Here is a 12748-nt window from a genome sequence, read left to right as displayed (position 1 = left end):
ATGCACTAAAAAGTCCAATTTTCACCACAAATGGCTTCATTTATATGATGATTTAGACATTTCATAGCGATTAAGTGAGTCAAAGTAGGCTCTATTTGGGCGAGGTTGATTGTGTTATTAAAGCCATTTCCAATTTTTGTAGTCTAATGGTGGTTGATTTGAACTTGTATTGGCTTGTTTGGATAGAAAAAGCGACAATATATACAAAGAAATGATTTACTTTTGGATGAGCAGATGACGCGGACAGAATTAAGCCAGTATTTGGCGGAGTATCTTCAAGTAGCAAATTTTAAGGATTACGCTCCAAATGGGTTGCAAGTTGAAGGTAAAAAAGAGATCGGTACTATCGTGACAGGAGTTACCGCTTGCCAAGCACTGATCGATGAAGCCATTAAGTTAGATGCCGATGCTATTTTGGTTCACCATGGCTTTTTTTGGAAAAGCGAAGCTGAAGTTATTGTTGGTATGAAGCAAAAGCGAATAAAAGCCCTGTTGGTTAATGATATTAACCTTTATGGTTACCATTTGCCATTAGATGCACATCCTGATGTGGGCAATAATGCACAGTTAGGTAAAGTGCTTGGTATTGATAATGCTAGGGCCATTGAAGGACAGGCGCAAGGGTTAATCTGGCGCGGTGAGCTGAGTGTTCCTGTTTTAGCGAAAGAGTTAACACAAGCAATATCACACACTTTATCGCGTGAATGTTTACATCTTGGTGATGAGTCAAGCTTGGTGGAAACGATTGCATGGTGTACTGGGGGGGCTCAAGATTATATTGATGTGGCAGCATCGCTTGGTATTGATGCGTTCATTAGTGGAGAGGCGTCAGAGAGAACCTATCACTGCGCAGTAGAGCAGAATGTTCAGTATTATGGAGCTGGGCACCATGCTACAGAACTTTATGGCATTCAGGCGTTAGGTAAGCATTTAGCCACTAAATTTGGCTTAACGCATCACTTCGTTGATATCAGTAATCCTGTGTAATGCTTATTGATAAAAAGATACAAAAAAGCCGCTCTATTGGAGCGGCTTTTTAATGAGAGTGTGATAACTACATCACGCGCATGCCAGGTTTTGCGCCAGCATGTGGTTCTAAGATCCAAATATCTTTTCCACCAGGGCCCGCAGCGAGTACCATTCCCTCTGATTCACCAAACTTCATCTTACGTGGCGCGAGGTTTGCAACCATAACGGTGTGCTTGCCAATTAAGTCTTCCGGTGAATAAGCAGACTTTATACCTGCGAAAACTTGCTTAGTTTCGCCGCCTAAATCTAGCTCTAAACGCAGTAGTTTGTTGGCTTTCTCAATATGCTCTGCTTTAGCAATAAGTGCTATTCGCAGATCGATTTTGGCAAAATCATCAAAGCTAATCTCGTCGGCTAACGGCTCTTTCTCGAGTTCCGTTTGTTCAGCTTTTGGAGCTTCTTTTGCGGCCACTTGAAGGTTCTCAGTCGAAGCTTCAATAATCGCCTCAATGCTCTTCATTTCAATTCGTTGCATAAGCGCTTTAAATTTAGCAATTTCGTGACCTGCTAAATCGGCATTGATGTTGTCCCAAGTCAGTTCCATCTTAAGGAAAGTCTCTACATCTGCAGCTAGTTTAGGTAATACCGGTTTTAGATAAGTCACTAAGATACGGAACAAGTTAAGCGCATTACTACAAACTTGATGTGCTTCTTCTTGCTTAGCCTCGTCTTTTATTAGCTGCCAAGGCGCTGCATCAGCAACATAAGCGTTAGCCACATCGGCGAGAGCCATGATTTCACGCATCGCTTTACCGTACTCACGTGTTTCGTATAGGTTCGCAATTGTTTCCTGCTTGGCGACGAAGCAGTCAGTTAAGCTGCTATCGGCGATTTTTGCCAACTTGCCATCAAAGCGCTTGCTGATGAAGCCAGCAGTACGTGAAGCAAGGTTAACCAATTTACCGACTAGATCGGAGTTAACCCGCTGAGCAAAGTCTTCTAGGTTTAGATCTAGGTCATCAATCCTACTGCTTAGTTTAGCCGCATAGTAATAACGTAAATATTCTGGGTCTAGGTTATCAAGGTAAGTACGGGCTTTGATAAACGTGCCTTTAGACTTTGACATCTTAGCGCCGTTCACTGTGACGTAACCATGGGCATAAACACTGGTTGGTTTGCGAAGGCCGGCACCTTCGAGCATTGCTGGCCAGAATAAGCTGTGGAAGTAAACAATGTCTTTACCGATGAAGTGATACACTTCAGCAGTCGAGTCCTTACTCCAAAAATCATCGAAGTTTAAGTCATCGCGCTTATCACATAGGTTCTTAAATGAGCCCATGTAACCGATTGGTGCATCTAGCCATACATAGAAGAACTTACCTGGAGCATCCGGGATCTCGAAACCAAAGTAAGGGGCATCACGAGAGATATCCCACTGTTGTAAGCCTTGTTCAAACCACTCGCTAAGTTTATTGGCCATCTCCTGTTGTAAAGAACCTGAGTTGATCCACTCTTTTAACATACCTTCAAAAGCGGGTAGGTCGAAAAAGAAGTGCTCGGTATCTTTCATCACTGGAGTCGCCCCAGAAACGGCAGAATATGGGTTTAATAGGTCTGTAGTACTGTAAGTTGCACCACAGTTGTCGCAGTTATCGCCGTATTGATCTTCACTCTTACATTTTGGGCAAGTGCCTTTAACGAAACGATCTGGTAGGAACATCGATTTTTCAGGATCGAACAACTGTGAAATAGTTTTGGTTTTAATATAACCTGAATCACGTAACTTGACGTAGATTTCACTGGCGAGCTCGCGGTTTTCTTCGCTGTGAGTGCTATGGAAATTGTCAAATTGAATATTGAAATCAGCAAAATCTTTTTCATGCTCTTTCTGAACTTGAGCAATCATCTCTTCTGGCGCAATGCCCATCTGCTGGGCTTTAAGCATAATAGGGGTGCCATGAGCATCATCGGCGCAGATATAGTGACATTCGTGTCCACGTAACTTTTGGAAGCGTGACCAAATATCGGTTTGAATGTACTCCAGCATGTGGCCTAAATGAATTGGACCATTGGCATATGGAAGTGCACTAGTGACTAAGATTTTACGTTGTGAATTTGACATCTTTTCTCGAAATCGCTGGGAACCTAAATAGAATGGAATAGATACTAACCGATCCAATGCATAGTTTCATTAAATCCTAGCGTAACTGTGGTAAATCTAGACTAATGTTTGTTTTAATTTCTGGTACAATTGCGCAAATCATATTTAGGGGGTCTCCATTTTGTCTTCAACTCATCCAAACTATCATCTCAGTGATGATCTTCTCAGTCCTGTTTTAGCCATTCTTGATGCGTTCCAAGATCCATATTTAAACAAAAGCTTTTTAAGCGCTGGCATGGTGACTAAGCTTGCGATTGAAGGCAAGCGCCTGCAATTGGGCTTGTGTTATTCATATCCTTGTCAAACGCAGTATCAAGACATTGTTATGGCAGTAACCAAAGAACTTGCAGTACTGGATGCAATTGATGAAGTTGAATGTGAAATTGATTTTCAACCTGAGACAGTATCGGCGATTAGTGCGGTAGAGCCACTGCCGAATATTAGGCAAATCATTGCAGTTGCCTCAGGAAAAGGCGGCGTGGGTAAGTCAACCACGGCGGTAAACCTTGCATTAGCACTGGCTGCTGAAGGTGCGCGTGTAGGTATTTTAGACGCCGATATTTACGGTCCGTCAATTCCGATGATGTTAGGCGTTGAAGATTTTAAACCGGTTTCACCTGATGGCAAGATAATGACAGCCGCTGAGGCACATGGTATTGCTGCACAGTCAATTGGCTTTATGTTAGATGGTGACCAAGCCGCGGTATGGCGTGGCCCGATGGCTGCCGGTGCTTTGGTACAGTTGCTTACTGAAACCGAGTGGCCAGAACTTGATTACATGGTGATTGATATGCCACCTGGGACGGGTGATATTCAACTAACCTTGTCGCAAAAAGTACCTGTTAGTGGCGCAGTTATTGTGACAACCCCACAAGATATTGCGCTCGCTGATGCTAAAAAAGGTGTCAGCATGTTCCAGAAAGTTAATATTCCTGTATTGGGTATTGTTGAAAACATGAGTTTCCACCTGTGCCCTGAGTGCGGTCATAAAGACCATCCATTCGGTGCTGATGGCGGAGAAAAAATGGCAACCCGTTACAATGTTCCTTTATTGGGACAGCTACCGCTCCAATTGAATATCCGCGAAGACGTTGATAAGGGCAGACCAACTGTTATTGCAGATAGTGAAAGCCAAGTTTCTAATGTTTATCGTGAAATAGCTAGAAAAGTGGGCGCACAACTTGCGTTATGCCAAGCGCAATCTAAAGTATCTATAAGCATATCTGACGACGAGTAAGGTTTTAAAAAATGAATTCAAAACAATGTGTTGTAATCGCCATTGCTGGTGCGTCTGCGTCAGGTAAAAGCCTTATTGCTAAAACGATTTATGAAGAGTTATGCCGTGATCTTGGCACTGACCAAATCGGTGTGATTGCCGAAGATGCCTACTATCGTGACCAAGGTCACTTGTCGATGGATGAGCGAGTGCTAACCAATTACGATCATCCAAAAGCATTGGACCATGAGCTTTTGTGTCAACATCTACAAGCGCTTAAAGACGGTAATCCAGTTGATATTCCTGTTTACAGTTATACAGAACATACCCGCACTGATGAAAAAGTAAACTTGACCCCAAAAAAAGTGATTATTCTTGAGGGCATCTTGTTGCTTACCGATCCAGCTCTGCGCGACCAAATGGATGCGAGTGTGTTTATGGATACACCTCTTGATATCTGCTTTATGCGAAGGTTATCTCGCGATGTGGCTGAACGTGGCAGAACGATGGAATCTGTTATGTCTCAGTATACTGAAACTGTGCGTCCAATGTTTTTACAGTTCATTGAACCGTCTAAACAGTATGCGGATATTATTGTTCCGCGTGGTGGTAAGAACCGTATCGCGACTGATATTCTTAAAGCGCGTATACAGCACCTGTTAGCAAAATAAGTTAACGATGGTCACTATGCGTTTAACAGTCGTAGAGCAGTCTGTTGAACACGATTCTATATTCAGGGTGCATAGTGTCATATCAAAAATTCAACCAGTCGCCGTGCAGGCAAAATTAGTTAGGATAGCTAATGTCGACAATTTGGGTTAACGGACAACCTGATGCCACGATTAACCCTCTAGATAGGGGGTTAGCCTATGGTGATGGGCTATTTGCAACTATGCGAGTAAACAAAAGTGAGATTCAATTCGTTGAATCTCACTTTCTGCGATTAACTCAAGGCGCAAAGCGCTTGGGTTTTGACTGGCAGCCGTCCCAGAGCCTTCGTGCATTAATGTTAGAGTGTGCCCAACAAAATCCCCAGTCGTGCCTTAAAGTGTTGTTATCTCGTGGTGTTGGGGGGCGAGGATATACGCCACCCAATAGCAATCAATCTATTAATGAAGTTGTATCGGTTCATCCATTTCCTGATGTTTACCAAAGCTGGCAAAGCCAAGGGCTTAGCTTGCAATCTTCAGATGTTTTATTGGCAAGGCAACCTCGTTTAGCTGGAATTAAACATTGTAATCGATTGGAGCAGGTGCTGATCAAATCGGTGCCACTTGCTGATGGGTATGACGACTGGTTAGTACTCGATAGCAAGCGCAATATAATTGAATCATCGATGGCAAATCTGTTTTTTGAAACCGAGGTTGGCATAGAGACTCCAAAACTTGCTTATGCTGGTGTGGCTGGCATGATGAGAGAGCAGGTCATCTATCAACTACTGGAAATGAACTTAACGGTTTCAATCACTGAGATGAATCTGAGTAATCTGTCTAATGTTAAACATGCATTTATGACCAACAGTTTACTTGGCGTTGTTGATATCAATTTAATAGACCAGCATATTTTGCAAAAAGCACCTTTTACATCCCTATTAAGAGAGCGACTTAATCTGACATTATGAAGAAATTTTTAATTGGTTTTTTAGCGACGGGGTTTACGCTACTTACTATTGCTGCGCTTGGGGGATACTGGGGCTACCAAACGTTAACTCAGTTTGCCCAATCACCGCTAGAGATAGACGCAACTCAGGAGTTAGAGATCCAAAGGGGCACCTCATTTAACCAGTTTAGTCAGCTTCTTAGGCAGCAAAGCCTCATTGAAGATGATGGTTGGAAATTAAAATGGTTAGTACGATTAAATCCTGAGTTAGCACAGATAAAATCTGGCCTTTATGATGCTGAGCCTGAGGATACGGTGACTAGCTTACTGGAAAAAATTGTCTCAGGGCGAGAAAAATCTTTTGCAGTCACCTTACTAGAAGGGCAAACGGTCAAAGAGTGGCAACAGCAATTACTCGAACAACCCAAGCTTAAGTTTAATGAAGGGCTGTTCGCGCAAATTTTGCTCGACAATGACGACAATTCAGGATTAGTTGAAGGTAAGTTTTTTCCAGACACTTATCATTACAGAGCAAATAATTCAGCCCTGACATTATTGCAAGAAAGTTATCGAAAAATGCAAGTTGAATTGGAAAGTGCTTGGAATAGTCGTCAAGAAGGCCTGCCTTTAAAATCCTCATATGAGCTACTGATCCTTGCATCGATAATCGAAAAGGAGACTGGTAAAGCAAGCGAACGTCCTTGGATTTCTGCTGTATTTATTAATCGACTAAATAAAGGCATGCGTTTACAAACAGATCCTACTGTTATTTACGGCATGGGTGAACGCTATGAAGGCAATATTACCCGCAAAGATCTAAGAGAAAAAACAGCATTTAATACATACCGAATTAATGGCTTACCACCTACGCCCATCGCTGCGCCGAGTCTTGCAGCAATTCAGGCCGCAGCAAATCCAGCTGATGTGGATTATTTTTATTTTGTCTCTCGCAATGATGGCAGCCATGTATTTTCAAGAACATTGCAAGAGCATAATCGAGCAGTGAATAAATATCAGAGAAATCGATGACTATAGAATCAACCACGGTTAGAAAAGCAAAATTCGTTGTTATAGAGGGTTTAGAGGGGGCGGGTAAATCGAGCGCCATAGCATTAGTTCGTGATTTTATTGAAAAGCACACAGGTCAAGCGCCTGTATGCACCCGTGAACCCGGTGGCACACCACTTGCGGAGCAGATGCGTGACTTGGTAAAGGTTGCGAATGAATCAGATCCCTTGTGTGATGAAGCTGAATGTTTAATTTTCTACGCAGCTAGAGCGCAGTTAGTCGCCAATGTGATTAAACCATCACTTGCAGAAGGTAAATGGGTTTTAGGTGATAGACATAATTTATCGTCACTTGCTTACCAAGGCGGCGGCCGTGGGCTAATGCCGCTAGTTTCGTCAATTAGTGAAGCGACGCTAAAAGGTTTCAAGCCTGATTTGACACTTTACCTCGACATTGACCCAAAGTTGGGCTTAGCGCGAGCGGCGAATCGTGGAGCGTTGGATCGTATTGAGCAACAAGAGTTAGCATTTTTTAATCGCACCCGTGCGACATTTTTGTCATATGCAGATAATGATGATTCAATCATGATCATCGATGCAAGCCAAAGTATGGCTGCTGTGCACAAAGATATTATCGCCGTCTTACAAGATCAGGCTTGGTAGCATGCAACAGTTACCTTGGTTGCAAAGTGCGAGTGATACATTTAATGCACAGTTAAAGCGACAACAAGCTGCACATGCTTATCTTATCGGCTTAGATGCTGGTTATGGCGGTGAAATCCTCGCTCTGGATCTGGCAAAAGCGGCACTATGTAGCCAGCTTGGGCAAACAGGTGCCTGTGGTTTTTGTAAAGCGTGTCAGCTAGTAGAGGCTAATAGTCATCCAGACTTTTATCAAATAGAGGCTGATGGCGCGCAGATAAAAGTCGACCAGATTAGGGGCTTATGCCAGAAACTAACCACGACTGCTCAGCAGAGCGGTCGACGTGTAGCTGTGATATTAAATTGTGAGCGACTCAATCAGGCTTCAGCGAATGCGTTACTTAAAACACTTGAAGAGCCAGGTAAAGAAACGATATTGCTGTTGCAAGCTAACTCGCCAAGTCGATTGATGGCGACGATAAGTAGTCGTTGTCAGCGAGTGCAGGTGAAACATCCAACACGAATTGAAGTAAAGGCTTGGCTCAACGATGAATTAAAAACATCTGCTGATTATAGTTGGAGCTTACCAGTCGTTGGTGGACCGCTAGCCATTGTGTCGGCGATTGAAACAGGCCGCTACCAAAGCCTTTTAGCGTTTAGAAAAGGTTGGATTGAAAGTTTGTCGTCAAAGCAGCTCTGTGCTAGTTTACAAAATGTAAATGAAAAGCAAGTTTCTGACGCTATTAAAGTTTTATATCTCGTACTGCATAGAAAATTGGTTACAGACAGCACTATTGAGCCGTTAAAACGCTCAGCGATTGTCACATTTTCCGCTAAAATCATGCAGCAAGAAACACGGCTTTCAGTAATGCCAACAATTAATGTACTGGGCTTATTTGAAAGCATTGTGCTGGAATATACTCAATTAATGGAACGCTAATTTTTTATGACAAATCTTGTTGTTAATTTTGACACTTTGCACCAGCTATATCGGGCTTATATGCCTTTTATAAAGCCGGCGGGGTTATTTATTGGCAGCACGGATAGCTTTGTTTTAGGGCAATCATTGTCAGTGGTTTATCGATTGCCTGGAACGACTGAAAAGATGCAGTTTGAGGGCTCTGTTGTTTGGATAAACCCTCTCGGTGCTCCTGGTGGCCGCCCAGCTGGCATAGGCGTTAAAATTATTTCTGAACCTGATATGCATAAACACCATATCGAACAGTTATTGTCACATGAACTATCCTCTTCAGATTTGACCTGCACTATGTAGCTCGGTAGACTTGCTCTCCTTTTTGCTTGTTGGATTTACCTGTGCTAATCGATTCACATTGCCATTTAGATCGTCTTAAAACGGCGCCAGATCAAGACTCACTAAAAAATATCATTAGTGCTGCCAAAGCACGTGATATTGCTTACTTCCTTTGCGTGAACGTTAGGCAGCAAGGCTTTATAGAGATGAAGCAGAAAATGGCCTCATTCGAGGAGGTATTTCTATCTGCCGGCGTGCATCCATTAGATGTCCAAGATGGCCTTAATGTTGAAGAAATAGAGCAGTTCGCCCGTGATGAAAAGGTGGTTGCAATTGGTGAAACAGGGCTTGATTATTTTTATGCCAATGAGACAAAAGCATTACAGCAATCTTGCTTTGAACAGCAAATTGAATTGGCCGTTAAAGTGAAAAAACCTTTAATAATTCATACCCGTGATGCTCGAGAAGATACGCTCAACTTTTTAAAGCGTGGCAATGCGGATACCGTCGGTGGCGTATTGCATTGTTTTACTGAAAGCTGGGAAATGGCGAAAGCAGCAATAGATATGGGGTTTTATATTTCGGTTTCAGGCATTGTGACGTTTAAGAATGCTGGCGAACTTCGTAGCGTGATTAGAAAGGTCCCAAAAGATAGATTGCTGGTTGAAACCGACTCGCCTTATTTAGCTCCTGTTCCCCATCGTGGTAAAGAGAACCAGCCAGCATTTGTTCGTGATGTCGCCGAGTTTGTTGCTGAGCTTCGAGGTGAAAAGTACCCTGATGTGGCTGAGTACACAACTGAAAACTTCTTCAACTTGTTTAAGGATGCTGCACGCCTTGCGGGCAGATAATGCTTATTTCTCTGTTTTAGGATTTGTAAGCTGTAACCTAGTAAAAAACACGCAAAAAAAGACCCAAAACTATTCCAATTGTTCTGGGTCTAGGGGAATGGCTCTCTAGGAGCCGTGCGCTACTGGTGTCAACCGTTTAAGGTTAAAATCTGTTGGTTGCTCAAAATCTGTTCAAACCAATGTTATAGAGTGTAGTAGAGCATTCCCATTTCGGCATATTTTTTTTTAACTATGTTTTGTCTATATGTAACTAAAGATTACGACTGTTCGTAGCGCGCTATTTTATCTTTAACTAAGTCTCTGGGAAGGTTGTTTTTTAACTTATTGCCTAGGTGTTTTACCACTCCCAAAGATACTCCAGCATAACTGACAATGGTCTCGCCTTGAGGCTTTACTTTTTCACTCAAGGTAATATCTCTGCCCATTAAAAATACTTGTGCCTCATCATCGGTAAGCTCGATTGTGTTCGGGGAAGTTAGGGCTAATACCGCCTCATGCTTTACTTTAAATCCCTTTTTTAGCACATCGGCTAATTTCATTCCAATACGTTGAAAGCGCATTTTGCCGATGAGTTTATGGAAGTCTTCTGGGAAAAGCCATACTTCTGCGTCTCGAACGTAGATACCGTTTTCACTTGGTAAAACAATGCCAAATGATGTTTTTAGATATTCGACTATTTCAGCAATTTTTTTAGCAGACGCCTTTTCAAATGGAAAGTTCTTTTGTTTTTTAGGTTCAGGCAATACCCGCTCTATTGAAGAAACTTTCTTTATTTTTGCTACAAAAAAGCCTTCACTGTCATATATTTGTGGCCACACATGCAAAAAGCCCTCTTCGGTACAAGACTTATCTGCGCCAGGAAACAGTGAAGACAGATTAATAAACTCAACAGCGTCGGGGTAGCGTTGCTTTAAATAGTCGCAAACATTCTGGTTCTCTTGTCGGCTTAGTGCACAGGTTGAGTAAACCAGTTCACCGCCGGCTTTCAATGATTGAAAAGCAGAGTCAATAAGTGCCTTTTGGGTATCTACAATTCCCTTTACATCATTATTGTCCCAATTCTTTAATGCGTCAGGATCTTTTCTTATCGTGCCTTCACCGCTACAAGGAGCGTCGAGTAATACGGAGTCGAATATTTCAAACATATACTCGCCAAATACACGAGCATCAAAGTGTGTTAGCGCACAGTTTGCTACGCCCATGCGAGCGATATTCGCATGCAGCACCTTGACTCTACTGGCGGAGTATTCATTTGCTACAAGTAGGCCTTTGTTCCCCATTAAAGCGGCAATTTGTGTCGTTTTAGAACCGGGGGCCGACGCCATGTCTAATACATATTGTTGAGCATCATGTTGCTCAACGGAAAGAAGTGCCGTTGGCGGTAACATAGAACTGGCTTCTTGGATATAAAACAGTCCTTGCAGATGTTCTATGGTATTACCGAGTTGGACTTCTTGGTCCAATTTAATCCAGTAACCATTTTCACACCAAGGGATGGGATCAAAATGCCAACCTTTAGGCGTCATTAGCTTGATAAAATTTTTGCTTGATATCTTTAGTGTATTTACACGTATAGAGGGACGCAGTGGCTTACTGCTGTAGCTGATAAAATCTTCCATGCAGAGGTGAGAAGGAAGATCTTGTTTGATGCTATTGATAAAATTTTGATTAAAATGAGCCATATGCCGAAGGTAATGCGATAAAGTAGTCTGATTATATACTGAAACATAGATATAGTGGGAGCACATGTATGGAAGAGTGTCGCGTAGCACTTGATCAGCAGAGGGATAGTGAGTGTTAAATAGGATTTGGTTTAGCTTTTTTGCAGTAGCATTGGCTGCCATCTTTATACAATTACTAAGTGGTAACTTTGGCGTACTAAGCGAAAGTGTTACAGCCATTTTTTCAAGTGCTAAATTAGCCGCAGAAATAGCGTTAGGCCTTATTGGGGTACTTTGTTTGTGGATGGGTCTTATGAGAGTCGGCGAAAAGGCTGGGGTAGTGGCTTTTTTCTCTCGTGCTTTTGAGCCGTTATTATCACGTTTGATGCCCGAGGTGCCTAGAGGACACCCTGCCTATGGCAGCGTGACCATGAACCTAACCGCTAATATGCTAGGGCTTGATAATGCAGCCACTCCGTTAGGCTTAAAGGCGATGCAAGACCTTCAGTCTTTAAACCCTGTTAAGCACACTGCGACCAATGCACAAATTTTGTTTTTGGTACTCAATACTTCCTCCATCACATTGGTGCCAGTAACGGTATTTCTTTATCGTGCGCAGCAAGGGGCGGCAGCACCTGCTGATATATTTCTACCTATCTTATTGGCTACGTCAGCATCAACGTTAGCGGGCGTACTAGCCGTTGCTATTGTGCAGCGTTTATCAATTTTAAATACGGTGGTGATTGCCTATGCTGCAGGAATTTTGGCCACGTTAACGGCTTTGATGTTTTACTTATCAACCCTTACAGTTTCAGCTATCGGGGAGGTGAGTACAGCAATGGGTAATGGTATTTTACTGTTTCTCATTTTCAGCTTTGTACTGGTTGCGGGTTTGCGTAAGGTTGCTGTATATGATGAGTTTATTGAAGGAGCAAAAGAGGGTTTTGCCCAATCTATAAAGCTCATTCCTTATCTACTTGCTATGTTATTAGCGATAGCATTACTGCGTGCTTCTGGCGCGCTTGATTATCTATTAAATACATTGGCAGGGATTGTCGCATTTGCAGGCGGCGACACTCGCTTCGTTGATGCCATGCCTACCGCTATGATGAAACCATTTAGTGGCTCCGGTGCAAGAGCAATGATGCTTGAGACTATGCAATACTATGGCGTTGACTCTTTCGCTGGACGCCTTGCGGCAATATTGCAAGGCAGTACAGAAACGACGTTTTACGTGTTGGCGGTATATTTTGGTGCCGTTGGAATACGCAATGGTAGGCATGCTCTTGCTTGCGGTTTATTTGCCGATCTAGCGGGTATAGTGGCTGCGATCTTGGTGTGTTACCAGTTTTATGGTTAATGGGTGATCTTATTGCTATGAAAAAGGCGA

The 12748-nt window shown here is 42.7% G+C and carries 12 protein-coding genes; 10 read left to right on the top strand and 2 right to left on the bottom strand.

All coding sequences use genetic code 11. From position 1 onward, the window contains the following. Positions 1 to 234: 234 nt before the first annotated feature. On the top strand, positions 235 to 987 hold the full coding sequence (locus SWP_RS12795) for a Nif3-like dinuclear metal center hexameric protein (protein ID WP_020912919.1): 753 nt from the start codon (positions 235 to 237) through the stop codon (positions 985 to 987). Between the two features lie 67 nt (positions 988 to 1054). On the opposite strand, the gene metG is transcribed toward SWP_RS12795, so the two are convergent. Further along, a complete protein-coding gene (gene metG / locus SWP_RS12790) occupies positions 1055 to 3091 on the bottom strand; it encodes a methionine--tRNA ligase (RefSeq protein ID WP_044555904.1) in 2037 nt (678 codons plus the stop codon). 160 nt (positions 3092 to 3251) lie between these two features. On the opposite strand from metG, the gene apbC reads away from it, so the two are divergent. The 8 genes from apbC (at position 3252) to SWP_RS12750 (ending at position 9697) form a co-directional block, all read left to right on the top strand. Next, positions 3252 to 4367: an iron-sulfur cluster carrier protein ApbC gene (gene apbC, locus SWP_RS12785; RefSeq protein ID WP_020912917.1), complete on the top strand. Its 1116-nt coding sequence runs from the start codon at positions 3252 to 3254 to the stop codon at positions 4365 to 4367. A gap of 11 nt (positions 4368 to 4378) precedes the next feature. Further along, entirely contained in the window at positions 4379 to 5017 is a 639-nt protein-coding gene (gene udk, locus SWP_RS12780) for a uridine kinase (protein ID WP_020912916.1), read from the top strand. A 131-nt stretch (positions 5018 to 5148) separates the two neighbouring features. Further along, a complete protein-coding gene (gene pabC, locus SWP_RS12775; RefSeq protein ID WP_020912914.1) occupies positions 5149 to 5967 on the top strand; it encodes an aminodeoxychorismate lyase in 819 nt (272 codons plus the stop codon). Further along, positions 5964 to 6974 carry an endolytic transglycosylase MltG gene (mltG, locus tag SWP_RS12770; protein WP_020912913.1) on the top strand — a complete coding sequence of 337 codons (1011 nt, stop codon included), beginning with the start codon at positions 5964 to 5966 and terminating at the stop codon, positions 6972 to 6974. Before pabC ends, mltG begins: the two co-directional genes overlap by 4 nt. Continuing rightward, positions 6971 to 7615: a dTMP kinase gene (gene tmk / locus SWP_RS12765; RefSeq protein ID WP_020912912.1), complete on the top strand. Its 645-nt coding sequence runs from the start codon at positions 6971 to 6973 to the stop codon at positions 7613 to 7615. Before mltG ends, tmk begins: the two co-directional genes overlap by 4 nt. Position 7616: 1 nt before the next feature. After that, positions 7617 to 8534, top strand: a complete 918-nt coding sequence (gene holB, locus SWP_RS12760; RefSeq protein ID WP_020912911.1) for a DNA polymerase III subunit delta' — start codon at positions 7617 to 7619, stop codon at positions 8532 to 8534. Between the two features lie 6 nt (positions 8535 to 8540). Next, complete coding sequence (locus SWP_RS12755) at positions 8541 to 8867, top strand: PilZ domain-containing protein (protein ID WP_020912910.1); 327 nt, start codon at positions 8541 to 8543, stop codon at positions 8865 to 8867. 41 nt (positions 8868 to 8908) lie between these two features. Continuing rightward, entirely contained in the window at positions 8909 to 9697 is a 789-nt protein-coding gene (locus tag SWP_RS12750; RefSeq protein WP_044555903.1) for a TatD family hydrolase, read from the top strand. Between the two features lie 257 nt (positions 9698 to 9954). Here the strand turns inward: SWP_RS12750 and rsmF are convergent, their stop codons facing one another. After that, positions 9955 to 11379 carry a 16S rRNA (cytosine(1407)-C(5))-methyltransferase RsmF gene (gene rsmF, locus SWP_RS12745; RefSeq protein WP_044556428.1) on the bottom strand — a complete coding sequence of 475 codons (1425 nt, stop codon included), beginning with the start codon at positions 11377 to 11379 and terminating at the stop codon, positions 9955 to 9957. Positions 11380 to 11491: 112 nt separating this feature from the next. On the opposite strand from rsmF, the gene SWP_RS12740 reads away from it, so the two are divergent. Beyond that, complete coding sequence (locus SWP_RS12740) at positions 11492 to 12718, top strand: nucleoside recognition domain-containing protein (RefSeq protein ID WP_020912906.1); 1227 nt, start codon at positions 11492 to 11494, stop codon at positions 12716 to 12718. Positions 12719 to 12748 lie beyond the last annotated feature (30 nt).

It is taken from the genome of Shewanella piezotolerans WP3, assembly GCF_000014885.1.
Lineage (GTDB): Bacteria > Pseudomonadota > Gammaproteobacteria > Enterobacterales > Shewanellaceae > Shewanella > Shewanella piezotolerans.
The sequence above is the reverse complement of the archived record's forward strand: the minus strand, read 5'-3'. Positions and strand labels throughout refer to the sequence as shown.